Origin of the sequence: Shewanella rhizosphaerae (assembly GCF_019457655.1) — a bacterium.
In the GTDB taxonomy this organism is placed as follows: Bacteria; Pseudomonadota; Gammaproteobacteria; order Enterobacterales; family Shewanellaceae; genus Shewanella; species Shewanella loihica.
This window is the reverse complement of record NZ_CP080420.1, coordinates 1,408,576-1,423,280: the sequence shown is the minus strand read 5'-3', so window position 1 is coordinate 1,423,280 and position 14,705 is coordinate 1,408,576. Positions and strand designations below refer to the sequence as shown.

Here is a 14,705-nt window from a genome sequence, read left to right as displayed (position 1 = left end):
ATGCAAAAAAGCCACCCTTAGGGTGGCTTTCTCGTCTATTATGCCTTGTAGGCTTAGACCAACTTCATCTCCTGGATGATCTCATGGGCAATCTCAGGTGTGGTACTTACCGGCTTTTGATGCAGATCTGCCTTCAAATGGCCTTTTCTGTGCTTTAACGCCGCATCCAGTTTTTTGGCGGCATTAGTGATAGCAGGATACATGATATCGTCACTCCCAGAGGCTGATATCCGGCTACCTTCGTAATTGGTACTGAGTTCGACCTGAAACTCTCCGTGCTCTTTAGCAATGATGACATCGAGTGAAATGAGCGTTGGGAAATGGGTCGCGATTTTGGAAAACTTTTGATTCACATGCTCTTTTATTGAATCGGTGATATCTACGTGATGACCAGAAAGATTTATTTTCATAGGTTTTCCTTTTTAGGATGACTTCAATAATGAACTTGGGATGAGTGAAAGAAAAAACAAGGGGCTAAAGCACTTTTTTTTCAATTGACGCCTATGTAAGCATGGGCGAAATCCGAGTAAATCTCCATTCAGTGTCTACTAATATGTACTCCCCATACTGGTTAAAAGCAAGCGGCGAAAACAGGATATCAGGCATAAACAGGCGGTTTTGGCCATAAATCCCACAAAGTAAACAAAATTTAATCAATCTGTCTTTATGACGTCATCTTCATGCTATCCCACAAACTAAGGAAGGGCCAAAGGGCAAACCTAAGAGTAATTTCAGAAAACAGCTTTACATGTAAATACGAATGAGAACTTATCTCAACAAGTGTAGAATGAGCTAACCCTTAGTTCATAAATTTATCCATAGTGAATACAAGCATTTCTCCACGTCTAACGTCATTCGAGCGAGACCTCTCTCCCAGAGCTTCGGTTGTCCTGCGCCTGTTGGCCTCCCTGCTGGGTGGTTACGGCGTGGCGGCACTCGCCTGTATGCTGCTGGCACAAACTCTGCCCCTGAGCCGTCTCGATGCGGTGCTTGTCGGCACTATGGTCTCCTTTAGCATCTTTGCCATGATGATCATCCGCCTCTTTAGCCTCAGGTCTCACCTGCGCGTGGTGCTGGAACCTGTGGCACTCTGCAGCCTGCTCTACGGCCTCACACTCGTTTTAGGTTAATCCCATGAAAGAGACTTTTTTCCGTTCAATGACCTGGCTGCACACCTGGGCTGGCCTAGCCGTTTGCTGGCTACTACTGCTTATCTTCTTCGCCGGCAGCCTGAGCTATTTTCGTCACGAGATCAGCCTGTGGAGCAAACCCGAGCTGCATCAATCTGTCTTTCAAGACTATGACCAGCAGCGAATTGGACAACAGATTGCCGAGGGCCAGGCCTATCTGGCCGACAAGGCCCCCTACGCTGCGAGCTGGACCATCTCCTTCCCGAGTGAGCGCAAGCCTTACCTCAGCTTCGGCTGGGCAGACGAGCCTAAGAAGGGCGAGCGGCGCGGCAAGATCCATGAGCATGTGGTCAGCCAGGATGGTCAGCAGATGATCACCGAGATCCGCGACTCCCGAGGTGGCAACTTCTTCTACCGCCTGCATTTTGATCTGCATTACCTGCCGGTGGTGGCGGCGCGTTGGATAGTGGGGCTGGCCACCATGGCGATGCTGATCGCCCTGATAAGCGGCGTGGTGATCCACAAACGGATCTTTAAAGACTTCTTCAGTTTTCGGCCGGCAAAGGGCAGTCGCTCCTGGCTCGACGCCCACAATGTCAGCGCCGTGATGGCTCTGCCCTATCACCTGATCATCACCTATACGGGTCTCATCACTCTGATGTTCATGTTCATGCCTTGGGGCGCATTGCAAGAATACGATGGCGACGTGCGCGCCTTCAGGGCCGACCTCAACCCTGCCCGTATTCAGACAAAGCCCGGCAAAGAAGCAGCGCCGCTCATCGAGGCCGCCAGACTGCTACCTCAAACAGAACAGCAGTGGGGCTCAGCACCACTGAAACAGGTAAGCATCAGCGCGCCAAGGAAAGATAGCAGCCGCATCAGCTTTACCCTCAACAGTGAGCAGACGGTGACAGATAGGCGTAATCTGTTGATTTTCGACGGAGTAACGGGTGAACTGATATCTAAGGCTAATCCGGACAGCGCCACCTACAAGACCTACGACACCCTGATGGCGCTGCATACAGCGCGCTTTGCCGGCTGGGCCTTACGAGGCTTCTTCTTCCTCTGCGGCCTGCTGGGCTGCGCCATGGTCGCCACAGGCACGCTGCTGTGGGCGGTAAAGATCGCCCAGAAACAACAAAAGGCGATTCAATCTGGCACCAAGCCGACAATCGGCCTCAGGCTAGTGGACGGGCTTAACATCAGCTTCATCTGCGGCCTTCCCCTCGCCACCGCTGGCTTTTTTTATGCCAACCGTCTATTGCCACTCGATATCGGCGACAGGGCGCAGCGTGAGGTGGACGTCTTCTTCATCACGCTGGCGATCATCGCCCTGGTCGCCCTATGGGATGGCCTTCGCGGCGCGCAGTCCTGGCGGCGCTGGCGTCAATGGCTGGTGCTGGGCACCCTGGCCTTTGCGGCGTTGCCGCTAGTGGGCGCCGTCACCTCGGGGCAGAGTCTGCTCGCTAACATGATTGATAATCAGTGGACTCTGGTAGGCTTCGATATGGTCAGCCTGCTGTTTGCCCTGGCACTGGGATTTGCCGCCAGGCAGGTAAGGCAGTCAAAGCTAATCAATCCGCGCCAAAGTGCCACCAGCCAGAGAACAGACACGGCAAGAGCTGGCAGGGCAAGCGTTGTAAGAGCTACCAGACCCAACACATCGGCTATGACTCGTGAGACAAGAGATAGTGATTTAGAGGAAGTGCGCCAATGAACCTATCCATCGGCCTAGCCCTTTGCCTATCCCTATGTTTGGCCTTTATCGCCTTTGGCGCCCTGGCACTGGCCATGTTCAGCCACTTCAAAAGCTGCTTCAAGCGGCCACCCACACAGAGGCAACAGAGGGCGCTTACCCTGACAGGCAGGGCCTCACTCGCCTTAAGCTTTCTCGCGCTGCTCGACCAGTATGAGGCCGCCTACGCGACGATTCTGCTGTTTGGCGTGATGAGCGCCGCGGCGCTGGCGGTTATCTTACTGCTTAGCTATCAGGCAAAACGCCTACCCGCTAGCATGGCCATCGCCGCCTTGCTGGCGCTGGTTGACTTTAGCCTGTTTGTTTAAATTTTATTCAGCCTGGATACAGCAGCATCTGTTTATTATCTGCTCAGCAAACACTATGGCGCCTGATAACACTCCTGATAGAGAGGCGCCAAACAGCAAGGGCAGATACCATGCGAATTTCACCTGCGGCGGCCTATCAGAGATGGACGCGCCAACTCCCCAGCGATAAAGCTGCGATGACCAAGAGTAGTGGTGACGAGCACCATAGACAACTAGCAAACGCCGCCGAACTAACTCAAGACAGGGTCACGCTATCGCCACTCGCGCTAAAGCTAAGTGCTCTCGACCAGAGCACTCTCGACCAAAGCGCTCTTAATCACAGTAGTCTTGACCAGAGCACACTTGAAAAAGCGGCGCAGCGGGATGCGGCATAGCGCCTTCTAAGGTTTTCAAGCTTTCCCCAAACATTTTCAAAGTTTGCTATAGTGGCCGCATTCTATTTTGCATTCCAGTGGGCCCGATAGCATGTCTTTTTCGGTTACCGTCTCTTGGCCACCAGCCACTCATGGTGGCCAATACCCAACACAAAACTCAAAGCCTCTGCAAAGAGAGCCTCTAGCTAATGACTCTGGTACAGGCGACGAGAAGATAAGCCGGGATCACCAGCTTAGCTTCGCCAGCGGCCAAGTCGTCGCCGGCTCGGCCGCGCCCGAGTATCAAGGTAGCCAGGATAGGGTCAACCCAGAAGAGAGCCTGCTGAGCGCGCTAGCAGCCTGCCACATGCTGAGTTTTCTCACCATAGTTGCGAAGAAGCGTCTGACGCTGCTGAATTATCGCGACGAGGCAAGGGCCGAGCTGGGAAGAAATGAAAAGGGGCAGATGGCTATCACCCACATAGCACTTACCCCTGAGGTTGAAATGGCGCCGCCACTGAGCGAAGAGCAGCTAGCTAAGCTGCATGCCCTCGCCCACAAACACTGCTTTATCGCCAACTCACTGGCCAAAGAGATAGCCATTGAGATAGCGCCGCGCCAAAGGCGCTAGCACTAATTTTTCTAAGGGCTAGTGTATCTAAGGGCTAGTATCGGTACGGGCTAGAACTGATAGGTCAGCGACAAAGCTGGGCCTTTGAAACCATAATAGATATCGAAATCGGCCAGATCTTTCTCGACCTCGACGTCTATCTTGTAATATTTGTAAGCCAACTCCACATCCAGAGAATCACTCAGCTGGTAATTGACCCCGGCGCTGAAATCGAACAATTGCCCCTTGGTATCCCCCAGGCTGACATAGAAATACTGCGCCCAACCAGAGAGACTCCAGCGGTCGTTGATACGGTAGCGCCCTTGCAGACCAAGATCGGGTAGCGGCGCCGTCACCTCGGTAAGGGCATTGCTCTTGGGGTTAACGTCCACCACCTGGCACTCGTCGTCGACGCAGGCACCAATTTCCCCCACAAACTGCAGCTTGAGCCACATAATATGCAGACCGGCAAGCAGGGTAAGATCGACATCCTCGCCACTGTAAAAGTTATAGCGATAGCCCAGGCGCAGAATATCCACGTTAAAGATGGTGCTGATATCCGCTCCCGCCTGCACCAGGTAGGTCTGGCCCGAGTTCACCTCGGTATACTCGTAGGGCTTAGAGATGGAGCGATTGCGGGCCTCGCGATCCAGTCGTTTCCAGTCAAGATAGACGCCGTGATCTTCATTGAACCAGTAGGCCAGTTCCAGCGTGGGCAGGAGCTTCTTCTCGACCAGGGCCAGATCGTTCTCGAAATCTAGGGTGAAATCTTTACCGAGATCTGGGTTTTGCACCACAATGCCTGAATCTGAGTTGGCGTAGAAACCACCGAGGGTAACGGAAAATCCCTGCTGCTCGGCATGGGCTAACTGTGCTGAACCTAAGGAAACCGTACTCAATAATACAGCGCCCAGTCGCAACAGGGCACCAGTGACGTTGCGACCTTTGCTAACTCCATAAGTGGTTTTCATGTTCACCTTCCTGATATTCCGATCTAGCAACCTAAACTATGGCAGCGACATACCTATAAGCTAATACAATTTTTACAGTTTGTATCTGATACAGCAGAAAAAAACAGCAACAGCCGCCCATAAAAATGGAGGTTACCGACCTGGGAACTGCTTGGTCGGTAACCCCCTAAAATGGTTTGGGTTAACTTAAGGGCAAATCAAAGTGTTATTTGACGTCTTGAGCCATCCCGCTGCTTGGCATAGGCTGCGCCTTAATGGGTAGCACAGGTTCTAACTCCAGCTTCTGCTTAAGGTAATTCAGCGCCTTATTCAACTGCGCATCCTCGCCCTTAAAGGTGGCATGTGGCAGGTTGTCGACCTCGATATCTGGGCTGATACCGCGGCCTTCCACTATCCAGCGTCCGTCCATGGCGTACTGAGGATACTCGGCAACACGCGCCATCCCTTTATCGGTCAGCGAGTTACGACCCGAGAGCCAGACACCGGCCCCGGCGGTCTGCTTACCGATGAGCGGTGCCAGACCTAACGCCTTGATACCGGCTGAGAAAGTCTCGCCATCGGAATAGGTCAGCTGATCGGTTAGCACCACCAGATGGCCACGGAAGGTCTGCTGCATGTTAGTGTTCGGCGTGCCTTGGGTCGGCTGCCAGAACATCCAGGCGCGGCGCAGCAGTTTCTCTATGATCCAGCTGTCGATATTGCCGCCACGGTTGCGGCGCACATCTATGATCAGACCCTTCTTCTCTATGTTGGCGTAGAACTCACGGGCAAAGTTGGCGATATCGCCCGAGCCCATGGCATACAGGTGCAGATAACCTATCTCACCGCCTGCCGCCTTAGTCACCTTCTGATTATTGTTGTTGACCCAGTCCAGGTATCTCAGTTTGGCATCGACACGGTTTGCCACAGGCAAGACTATGGTCTTGAGCGTCTTACCCTCGCGCTTGAGGGTTAGCAGCACCTGCTTGTCCGCCTGATTGCGCAGATGGCGGGCCACATCGGCAACATTTGCAACCGGCTTGCCATTGATCGCCAGGATGATGTCGCCCACCTTGGCATCAACATCGACTCTGGCCAGTGGCGAAGCCTGCTGCGGCAACTCGGCATCGTTTTGATAGATATGGGCTATCTCGACCCCTTGCTTGGTTTGTAACAGGCGGGCACCCAGGTTAGCGCCCTGGGGCTGATTAGGATCTAGCGGCAGATCGCCGCCGCGCACCTGAGAGTGCAAGGCATCAAGCTCGCCCATCATCTGCATGAAGATATCGTTCAGTTCCTGACGATCGGTCAGTCTGGCCAGCAGCGGCTGGTACTTGGCCTTGGTCGCCTGCCAGTCGAGGCCGCGCATCTTTTTGTCGAAGAAGGAATCTCTGTGCATCAGCCAGGCATCTTCAAACATCTGCTGCCACTCGAGCTGCGGCGAGATCGCCAGTTGCCACTGCTCTGTCTGTACCTTGGCATGGGCAAGATCTTTGGGCAGGGATTCGCCCGCATCGACGATTAGCATCTCTGCGCCGCCTTTACTGTGGCGACGCAGGAAGAGCTTGCTGCCATCGCCAGAGAGCGCATAGCTGGCGACATCTTCGCTGAAGGTTTCCACCTTAGGGCCGAGGGGGTCGAACTTGACCCACATCAGATTGGGAGCCTGGGCGCCATCGACAGAATTTGCCAGCATATAAAGCCCCTTCTCGGTCACCTGCAGCTGGCTGTAGTTGCCAGAGGCGACCGGCACCTGCCACAGACGCTTGCTGAGCCCCTGCCACTGAACCTGGATCTTAGCAGGCTTTTTAGCCGCTTCTTCCTCTTTGGCCGCTGGCTGATTTAACTCGTTAGGCTTGCTGAAGGGGAATACCGCCTTGGGCGTCAGCGCCAGGGCGAAGATCTGCCCGCGCTTGTCAAAAACCGGTCCCATGTTGCGATCGCCCCAGGGCGAGGTTGGGGTGGCATTAAACTCTCGGTTAGAGATGAAATAGAGCCACTGGCCATCATCGCTAAAGGCCGGCGAGAAAGATTCATACTTGTCGCTGGTCAGCGCCTCGGCTCTCTCCTCTTCCAGAGAATAGAGCACTATCTGTGGTCTTAGCTGACCTCGTTCATCCTTGGTGACGGCGATGAAGCGGCTATCGTTCGACCAGACCACATCGCCATAGGGGCCGAGTCCCTGACCATTGGTCAATATCTTGCTGTTGCGCCCCTTCTTGAGATCCAAGAGCCAGAGGTCGCCGTTGTAATCATCGTGGGCAATGTAGCGACCATCGGGTGAGAGGCTCAGCGCCATACGCAGGGCCTTGCCATCTTGGGTGAGCTGTTTGACCTCATCGCTGCCATCTGCGCTATAGCGCCAGATCTCCTGCTCGCCCGAGGCATCGCTGATCCCATAGACCCACTTGCCATCAGGGCTCATCACGGCGCCGCGAACCCGGTAGTCTCCCGGCAGCGCCAGCTCAACCAGACGCGAGCCATCTGTGCCCGCCAGTGCCACATGGCTGCGGGCGGTGATCACCACCTTGTCACCACTGGGCGCCAGGCTGGTGGAGGTGGCATATTTCATCGGCTTGTTGACCCAGTGCTCTCGGCGCTCAGGAAAATCCGAGGTCAGGTGAATATCTAGGGTCGACACCTGATTGCTGGCGATATCATAAAGCTTGATATCGGCGCCCTGCTGGAACACCACACGTCCCTGCTCGAGACGAGCACCGCGTACCTGCCAGTCACTAAACTGAGTAAGCTGACGCAGGTCTTTGCCATCTAAGCTCATGGACCAGATATTATCGTTACCGCTGCTGTCGCTGACGAAATAGAGACGATTTTGCCACAGCATTGGCTGGCGCACTGAGCCTTCATGCTCGGCGGTTAAAGGCATGGCCTCCTGGTCGCTGCCAAGCTTATAGCGCCACAGCTCTCCCTTGGCACCGCCGCGATAAACCTTAGCGTTATCGCCGGTGGCTTGCAGACCGAAGCGGGTAAAGTAGACATATTCACCGGCGTTATCCACCACGCCTTCGATGGCATCGGCTAGCGGCAGATCTTGCGTGGTCAGGCTCTTAGGGTCGACGCTGCGCAGCACCCAATAGTTGGCTGGGCCGAAGGCATTATCCGTGGCGTAGAGCACCTTGCCATCTGGCGTCCAGCCCTGCACCCGCACGCGGCTGTTTTCGAAACTGACTCGCTTGGCGACGCCGCCCTGTATGGGCATGACATAGACCTCGCTCGCCCCTTCATAGTTAGCGACAAAGGCAAGCTGCTTGCCATCGTTTGAGATAGCTGCCCCGAGCTCCTGCGCCGGCAGGCTGGTAAGCCTTCTCGCCTGAGCATCGCCTAATTGTTGAACCCAGAGATCCCCTTCTGCAGTAAACACCAAGGTATCGCCATGAATCGCAGGCGAGCGGTAGTAGCCGACGTTCTGCTCAGTAGCCTGGCTTTCTGCTTTTACATTTTCAGCTTGAGCGGCAAAAAGTGGTGCGGAAGAAGCGGTGCCCAAGGCGATCGCGCAGCAGGCAAACAGGTGAGAGAGTTTCATAAAGCGCCCATAATTAAGTCGGATTTATTCTTATGGGGCAACAAGGTAGCAAACTTTCCTTAAATCTACAGTAATTTGTGGCTAAAGAAGTATTAGCAAATGTGTACAACTATACTTAGGCCAAAATTCCTTCTATCTCGGGTGGCTATGGGACAGGATATCGACACTAAGGTAACAAAAAAGGCGCCAGCCTCTAGCGAACAGAGTCAGCGCATCGCCCAGTTTCTGGCGAGCCAACCCAAGGCGCTGGCGGCAAGCTATAGTCAGGCACAGCTCGAGGCGATAGATAACGCCTTGCAGGGACGCAGCTGGCAGCGACACGCCATAGACAGCCGAGGCACCTTTTCCATCCCCTTTATCCCCTGGCGTTTCTACTATGTGATGCTGCTGGGGCGCAACCGCCGGGCATTCACCCGGCGCGAGAAACGTCTCTCCAGCCTGGCGCTGTTTGGCGTCATCATCGCCCTTATCCTGATCAGCCTGAGCCTGGGGTTACTCCTCCTCTATCTGCTGAAATCCGCGTTGGGGATAGATCTGTTCGAAGGCCACTCGCTGGGAATTTGGGATGCGGTAAAATCTTGGTTTGAATAACAAAACGGGGCACTAAGGCCCCGTTTTCAATGCTATTGTTTCAGTTACTGTCACTCTTTACTCTGCGAGTGAGCCTTAATCTGCTTCACTAACGCTTGCCACTGCGCATGCTGGGGATGACTGTTATCCTCCAGCCTTGGACGCTCCTTGAGCAGTCTCTGGTACAGGGTATCGGCATCACTCCACAGCTTGCTATCGACCAGCTGCTGCAGATGGTTCACCGCCTGAATATCCGATATCACCGCCTTGGCCTGAGTCGTTGCCTTTGCATCTGTTGTGGTATCCAGATCAGCAGCACCGACTTGCTGCGCCGTTAACGATTCGAGCTCACCTTGGCCATCGGCCTGGTTCTCTGTTTTCAGATCAACAGGCGCTTTACGCGCCATCATAGGCACGGCTTGAGGGCTTGCCAGCTCGGTATCTGCTGCATCAGCCTGGGCACTCGGGCCCTGCTGCACTTTCGCCTCTTGCTGAACGATCGGCTCTTGCTGCACTTTCGGCTCTTGCTTCTCGGGCGGCGCTGCCATTCGCATCGCCTGAGGCTCGCTGGCTAGCATGGGCCGGACTTGATCGTTTATGGGCGTGGGCCCATTGAGATTCAACAGCAATAGACTAGATAACAGCAGCACCGAGGCGGCCGATGACAGCGGCCAGCGATAGCGACGCCAGAAGCTGACCTGAATAACATTGGCTGCCCCGCTCTGCTCGCTTTCGCCAGCATGTTCACTTAAGCGTTGCTGGGCCATCGCCAGGATACGGGCATCCAGCTCTGTTGATGGCTGCTCTGTGGCCTTAGCCAGATAGAGCGCCTTTAGCTCGGCATCCGAGAGCATTTTATCGTTTTCATCTGACATTAGACTGCTCCTGCCATTTTTTGTTGCACACAGGCCTTGAGCGCCTGATTAGCATAACGAATTCGACTCTTAGTGGCCTCCATGCCAACCCCGGCGATCTCTCCTATCGCCGCCGCGGAAAATCCCATCTCCACATTCAGCAGAAAGGCTTCTTTCTGCACATGGGGCAGAAGGCTGATGCAATGCTTTAAGATCAAGGCCTTCTGCTCATCCTCGAGCCGACCGTCCGGGCCGCTCTCATCGCTGGGGATGACAGCCTCCAAGGACTGCTCCTCGCCTGCAGGGGCGCTTAGACTGTCCACAGGTTTCAGCGCCCTGACATGATCGATCAGCAAGTTATGGGCGATGCGATAGAGCCAAGTGGTAAACTTGGCGCGCTGCTCATAGCCTGCGGCGGCCTTTATCACCCGGCTCCAGGTCTCTTGATAGAGATCTTCGGCCAAGGCACTGTCGCCTAGTTGACGCTTGAAATAGCGATACAGGCCACCCTTGTGTTTATGATAAAGCTGCTCAAAGGCGCCTTGATCTCCCTGGGCATATTGCGCCATCAGGATTTGATCACTATCTGCGGTTACTTCAGATACCTGTTCCACGCTGGGACTCCCTCATACCGACTCCTCGAGCGGCGTTAAACTCATGCAATAGCTGAGTCTGCATCCCTCGACGGGGTTTGTCCATGCTTTGGCAACAAGTTGCTTCGCTTTTCAGCAATTTACGGGTATCTATTCGGGCGAATCGAGCGCCTAGGACTAAATCTATCCCACGCCTCTGTCATCCTAGCCTTTCATCCGAGCTATTCTTCCTAGCCATTAGGTAAAAGCGCCCTTCACAGCTATAGACGTTGGGGAAATGAAAAAGGGTTAAGCCTCAGTTAAAAAAGTGACGAGAAAATTTAATCAGAGATGAGCGAGAGATAGACGAGAGGCGAGATAAAAAAACGCCACCCGAATGGGCGGCGTCTCAGGCTGATGAAGTCCCACAGGCATCAAACAGCCATTAAACAGGCATTAAGCGTTAGCCAGCTTCTCTTGTAGCTTGGCATCTTTTGCCTGTACGGCTTCAGCCGACTTGGCGCGCTCTTCTTTTACCGCTAGTGCCAGGGCGTCATCACCAACGGCCAGCATCTGCGCCGCCAGGTAACCCGCGTTCTTTGCACCCGCACTGCCGATAGCTACGGTAGCCACAGGCACGCCGCCAGGCATCATCACTGTCGATAGCAGAGCGTCGTGGCCCTGTAGTGGACCGCAATCTACTGGCACACCGATAACTGGACGTGTGGTGATACCGGCTACGGCACCTGCCAGGTGAGCCGCCAGACCCGCCGCGCAGATAAAGACCTTACAACCACGCTCTTCGGCATCGTGAACGTAAGCGTGGGTCGCCGCAGGCGTACGGTGCGCCGAGGTCACCTTGGCTTCGTATTGAATACCGAAAGTTTTAAGTACATCTAAGGTGGCTTGCATTGTTGGGAGATCAGAATCCGATCCCATGAGTACGGCAACAAATGGCTTAGTCATCTTTTATCCTTTTTGTAGGGTAAGGCTATTGTTTTGCGCGCATTATAGTCATTTTTAAATGCAGATAACAGTGATCGCCGGGATTAACCTAAGTAGAACAAAAAGGCTTAAGCAGCATTGACTTAGCCTCAAAATAACCGCTAGTTATTGTGCGCTGATAAAAACAGTGAGTTCTTGAGTTTAAGATAGGCAATATTTCGAGGAACAAAGAGGGAATAACGGCTCGAGTGAGCACCTGAACGAGACAACAAGCGCTTTATTTGGGCTTCGCGTGCAGCTTAAAAAGCTAACGAAACCCACATCTAGGGTTAACCGAAGAAGAGACGCCACAACCAGGAGGAGTCTAGGTCTTCCTGACAGCTGCGGTACTGGGCGGCATAACGCTTAGAGCGCTTGTCGACCTTATCGGCCACCTTGATCAGCCAAGGCTTCTGCCTGTAGGTACCACGCTTATAACCGCCCCACCCCTCGTGATAGTTGAGATATTGATTGCGGGCATCCCACTTGGAAACCCCATTGATCTTGTGGGTCTTGTAGATAAACCAGCCCATGAAATCCATGGCATCGTCAAAGTTGCTGCGGCTCGACCAGGAGTTGCCAGTCTCGCGCACATAGTCATCCCAGGTCAGCGTCTTAGCCTGGGCGTAGCCATAGGCGTCACTGGCACGGCCGATGGGGATAAAGCCCAAGAAGTACTCCATCGGCGGCGCCGCATTGTGTTTGAAGGAGCTCTCCTGATACATCATGGCCAGGGGCACATGTACCGGCACGCCCCACTTCTCGCGGGTATCGACCGCGGCCTCATACCAGTCTCGATTCTCTTGATAGATGGCGCAGAGGTTTTCAGGATCCTCTGGCGGTGAGGTGGCGCAGCCCCCCAATGACAGGAAGCTAACCGCAAGTAAAGTTAAGGAAATCTTTCTCATCAACAGACCGAAAACATTAAACACATTGGGCTAGTTTCACATCCTTGCTTTACAGAAGCAATCGCTAGGCGGCAAATTTACCCCATGCTATCAACCCATTAGTTTGATTCGTTGAGGAACTCACACTCATGAGACTCCTGGGCCCACACCACGGGTTGCCAGTAGTCGGTATCCAGGCCACGATAGATCTTGTCCTGATTAAACTGAGCCGCCAGGTGATAGCGCTGATTCGCCTCCAGATGCAGCGTCAGTGTCTTGGTCTGGCGCGCCGCAAGCTTCACCTTGAGTCGCGGCGAGTCGATGAGTTCGGCCAGGGTGAATTGATACTCCCCCGGCGCGAGGCGATAGTTGGGTCTTGAGATCACAGGCTTACCATTGAGATGGGTCACCACGGCACGGTACAAGCCCTGAGATTCATCCGGCATCTGATAGCCAGACACGGTCGCGCACAGTGACTCATTGTCGGGCCCGGAGGCGCAGCCCGACAACATAGACATTGTCAGCAGACCAATACCTGCACCAATAGCGCGAGCCTTCATGCTTATACCACTTGCTCTACCGGCGCGGGCGCCTCGGCAAAATAGTCGGCAAGATACTGCTCGAAATCCTGCACTGATTCCGCCTCGAGCTTGGCCTGGGCCGCCAAGGATTGCTCGGCCGCCGCCTCATAGGCCGCCTCAACCTCAGGCGTCAGCGGATACTCACGCAGCGCATGGTAATAGTCTTTCGCCAGGGATTTCACCCACTGGCTATGATCTATCCCCTCGGCCAATAGTGCCGACATCACGCGGCCAGATAGCGTCTTGGCCGGGTCCCGCACCGCCTCGAGCCAATGGGCTAGGCTGTCTTGATAATCCTGCCCCTCACCATCGAGCAGCTTAGCCAAAGTGTTTAGCTCTCCAAACAGAGACTCGAGCCAGGCCTGTAGCGTGACTTGCTCGCCCCCACGATTAAGGGTCAATCCAGGCTCACGGCCACGGGTGATCACCTTACTTAGGTTAGCGCCGATGGCGGCCTCATCTGTTGCATCGCTCTTTGGCGATGGCGTCAACAGGCAGTGCAGCAGGAAGAGGTCCAGGAAACGCACCTGATCGGCATCTATCCCCACAGGGCTGAAGGGGTTGACGTCCAGTGCACGCACCTCGATATATTCGACCCCGGCGCGGGCCAAGGCCTGAGAAGGCTTCTCGCCGGCGAGGGTTACCCGCTTAGCCCGAATGGGCGAGTAGAACTCGTTTTCAATTTGTAGCACGTTGGCATTTAACTGACGGAACTCGCCGTCGACCTTGACGCCGATCTTCTCGAAATGAGCCGATGGCATCTTGATCGCCGCATTGATCCCCTCGAGGTACTCAGCCAGAGAGTTGTAGCTGATGTTGAGTCGCTCCTGCTCCTTGTTGGTGTAACCCAGATCGCTCATGCGCAGCGAGGTGGCATAGGGCAGATAGAGGGTGCCTTTGCCTAATTTCTCGAAGGCGAGATCTGTCTGTTGATCTTTGATGAAGGAGCCACACAGCGCCGGTGAGGCGCCAAACAGATATGGCAATACCCATACCAGACGGCGGTAGTTACGGATCAATCCAAAATAGGATTCAGAGATGAAATCGCCTTTGCTCAGGCGTTTATCCGAGGCTTGGTAGAGTAACTCCCACAGGGCATCTGATACGGAAAAATTAAAGTGCACGCCAGAGATGATCTGCATCTGGGCGCCATAGCGATAGGTGAGGCCCTTGCGGTACAGACGCTTTAGCTGCCCGGTATTGGAGCTGCCATAATCGGCAATGGGGATATCGGCTACATCGCCGACATAACAGGGCATGCTCACAGGCCAAAGTTGCTGCTGACCCAGGTGCCTTACCGAAAAGGCATGGGTCTGAGTAAGATCCGTCAGCAAGGCTGAGATATCTTGATAGACGGGGGTGATAAACTCTAACAGGGATTCGCTGTAGTCAGTGGTGATCCGCGAATGGGTCAGTGCCGAACCGAGTGCCTTTGGATGTTTATCCATGGCCAGATGACCATTTGGCTCAATACGCAATGCTTCGCGCTCGATACCTCGTTGCATACCTGCCAGTGCGGCGCTTCCCTGCTCGTTGTCGAGTAGGCCTATCACTTCATCGAAAGAGTTCAAATTCTTCGTCTCTCATTGCTTCAACCGTTTGCCTTGCA

General features: G+C 54.3%; 15 protein-coding genes. 6 read left to right on the top strand and 9 right to left on the bottom strand.

The window, feature by feature from the left end; genetic code table 11:
• Window positions 1–53: 53 nt before the first annotated feature.
• Entirely contained in the window at window positions 54–410 is a 357-nt protein-coding gene (hpf, locus tag K0I63_RS06325) for a ribosome hibernation-promoting factor, HPF/YfiA family (RefSeq protein WP_011865043.1), read from the bottom strand.
• A 411-nt stretch (window positions 411–821) separates the two neighbouring features.
• On the opposite strand from hpf, the gene K0I63_RS06320 reads away from it, so the two are divergent.
• The 5 genes from K0I63_RS06320 (at window position 822) to K0I63_RS06300 (ending at window position 4,178) form a co-directional block, all read left to right on the top strand.
• The gene (locus K0I63_RS06320) at window positions 822–1,130 is read left to right on the top strand and encodes a hypothetical protein (RefSeq protein ID WP_220082894.1); all 309 of its coding nucleotides are present in this window, start codon (window positions 822–824) and stop codon (window positions 1,128–1,130) included.
• Window positions 1,131–1,134: 4 nt separating this feature from the next.
• The gene (locus tag K0I63_RS06315) at window positions 1,135–2,847 is read left to right on the top strand and encodes a PepSY-associated TM helix domain-containing protein (protein ID WP_220082893.1); all 1,713 of its coding nucleotides are present in this window, start codon (window positions 1,135–1,137) and stop codon (window positions 2,845–2,847) included.
• A complete protein-coding gene (locus K0I63_RS06310; RefSeq protein ID WP_220082892.1) occupies window positions 2,844–3,194 on the top strand; it encodes a DUF3325 domain-containing protein in 351 nt (116 codons plus the stop codon). The genes K0I63_RS06315 and K0I63_RS06310 overlap by 4 nt, the downstream gene beginning before the upstream one ends.
• 110 nt (window positions 3,195–3,304) lie before the next feature.
• Window positions 3,305–3,568: a hypothetical protein gene (locus K0I63_RS06305; protein WP_220082891.1), complete on the top strand. Its 264-nt coding sequence runs from the start codon at window positions 3,305–3,307 to the stop codon at window positions 3,566–3,568.
• Between the two features lie 91 nt (window positions 3,569–3,659).
• Window positions 3,660–4,178, top strand: coding sequence for an OsmC family protein (locus K0I63_RS06300; RefSeq protein WP_258406951.1), 519 nt, complete (start codon window positions 3,660–3,662; stop codon window positions 4,176–4,178).
• Between the two features lie 50 nt (window positions 4,179–4,228).
• Here the strand turns inward: K0I63_RS06300 and K0I63_RS06295 are convergent, their stop codons facing one another.
• Complete coding sequence (locus K0I63_RS06295; protein ID WP_220082890.1) at window positions 4,229–5,128, bottom strand: porin family protein; 900 nt, start codon at window positions 5,126–5,128, stop codon at window positions 4,229–4,231.
• A 205-nt stretch (window positions 5,129–5,333) separates the two neighbouring features.
• On the bottom strand, window positions 5,334–8,648 hold the full coding sequence (locus K0I63_RS06290) for a S41 family peptidase (protein ID WP_220082889.1): 3,315 nt from the start codon (window positions 8,646–8,648) through the stop codon (window positions 5,334–5,336).
• A gap of 147 nt (window positions 8,649–8,795) precedes the next feature.
• Here K0I63_RS06290 and K0I63_RS06285 point away from each other — a divergent pair, with 147 nt between their 5' ends.
• Complete coding sequence (locus K0I63_RS06285) at window positions 8,796–9,239, top strand: hypothetical protein (protein WP_258406950.1); 444 nt, start codon at window positions 8,796–8,798, stop codon at window positions 9,237–9,239.
• Between the two features lie 50 nt (window positions 9,240–9,289).
• Here K0I63_RS06285 and K0I63_RS06280 read toward each other — a convergent pair whose 3' ends face one another.
• The 6 genes from K0I63_RS06280 to gshA form a co-directional block, all read right to left on the bottom strand.
• Window positions 9,290–10,093, bottom strand: coding sequence for a hypothetical protein (locus tag K0I63_RS06280; protein WP_220082887.1), 804 nt, complete (start codon window positions 10,091–10,093; stop codon window positions 9,290–9,292).
• The gene (locus K0I63_RS06275; protein WP_220083382.1) at window positions 10,093–10,641 is read right to left on the bottom strand and encodes a sigma-70 family RNA polymerase sigma factor; all 549 of its coding nucleotides are present in this window, start codon (window positions 10,639–10,641) and stop codon (window positions 10,093–10,095) included. The genes K0I63_RS06280 and K0I63_RS06275 overlap by 1 nt, the downstream gene beginning before the upstream one ends.
• Window positions 10,642–11,100: 459 nt before the next feature.
• Window positions 11,101–11,610, bottom strand: a complete 510-nt coding sequence (gene purE, locus K0I63_RS06270; protein ID WP_041510500.1) for a 5-(carboxyamino)imidazole ribonucleotide mutase — start codon at window positions 11,608–11,610, stop codon at window positions 11,101–11,103.
• A gap of 308 nt (window positions 11,611–11,918) precedes the next feature.
• The gene (locus K0I63_RS06265) at window positions 11,919–12,536 is read right to left on the bottom strand and encodes a transglycosylase SLT domain-containing protein (RefSeq protein WP_220082886.1); all 618 of its coding nucleotides are present in this window, start codon (window positions 12,534–12,536) and stop codon (window positions 11,919–11,921) included.
• A gap of 98 nt (window positions 12,537–12,634) precedes the next feature.
• Complete coding sequence (locus K0I63_RS06260) at window positions 12,635–13,075, bottom strand: hypothetical protein (protein ID WP_220082885.1); 441 nt, start codon at window positions 13,073–13,075, stop codon at window positions 12,635–12,637.
• A 2-nt stretch (window positions 13,076–13,077) separates the two neighbouring features.
• Entirely contained in the window at window positions 13,078–14,667 is a 1,590-nt protein-coding gene (gshA, locus tag K0I63_RS06255; RefSeq protein WP_220082884.1) for a glutamate--cysteine ligase, read from the bottom strand.
• Between the last annotated feature and the right edge of the window lie 38 nt (window positions 14,668–14,705).

What these genes read in the sequence shown, in the direction of transcription:
- K0I63_RS06265 (WP_220082886.1), bottom strand. Translation starts at nt 12,536, where the DNA reads ATGAGAAAGATTTCCTTAACTTTACTTGCGGTTAGCTTCCTGTCATTG.
- K0I63_RS06275 (WP_220083382.1), bottom strand. Translation starts at nt 10,641, where the DNA reads ATGGCGCAATATGCCCAGGGAGATCAAGGCGCCTTTGAGCAGCTTTAT.
- K0I63_RS06315 (WP_220082893.1), top strand. Translation starts at nt 1,135, where the DNA reads ATGAAAGAGACTTTTTTCCGTTCAATGACCTGGCTGCACACCTGGGCT.
- K0I63_RS06305 (WP_220082891.1), top strand. Translation starts at nt 3,305, where the DNA reads ATGCGAATTTCACCTGCGGCGGCCTATCAGAGATGGACGCGCCAACTC.
- K0I63_RS06280 (WP_220082887.1), bottom strand. Translation starts at nt 10,093, where the DNA reads ATGTCAGATGAAAACGATAAAATGCTCTCGGATGCCGAGCTAAAGGCG.
- hpf (WP_011865043.1), bottom strand. Translation starts at nt 410, where the DNA reads ATGAAAATAAATCTTTCTGGTCATCACGTAGATATCACCGATTCAATA.
- purE (WP_041510500.1), bottom strand. Translation starts at nt 11,610, where the DNA reads ATGACTAAGCCATTTGTTGCCGTACTCATGGGATCGGATTCTGATCTC.
- K0I63_RS06310 (WP_220082892.1), top strand. Translation starts at nt 2,844, where the DNA reads ATGAACCTATCCATCGGCCTAGCCCTTTGCCTATCCCTATGTTTGGCC.
- K0I63_RS06300 (WP_258406951.1), top strand. Translation starts at nt 3,660, where the DNA reads ATGTCTTTTTCGGTTACCGTCTCTTGGCCACCAGCCACTCATGGTGGC.
- K0I63_RS06295 (WP_220082890.1), bottom strand. Translation starts at nt 5,128, where the DNA reads ATGAAAACCACTTATGGAGTTAGCAAAGGTCGCAACGTCACTGGTGCC.
- K0I63_RS06285 (WP_258406950.1), top strand. Translation starts at nt 8,796, where the DNA reads ATGGGACAGGATATCGACACTAAGGTAACAAAAAAGGCGCCAGCCTCT.
- K0I63_RS06290 (WP_220082889.1), bottom strand. Translation starts at nt 8,648, where the DNA reads ATGAAACTCTCTCACCTGTTTGCCTGCTGCGCGATCGCCTTGGGCACC.
- K0I63_RS06260 (WP_220082885.1), bottom strand. Translation starts at nt 13,075, where the DNA reads ATGAAGGCTCGCGCTATTGGTGCAGGTATTGGTCTGCTGACAATGTCT.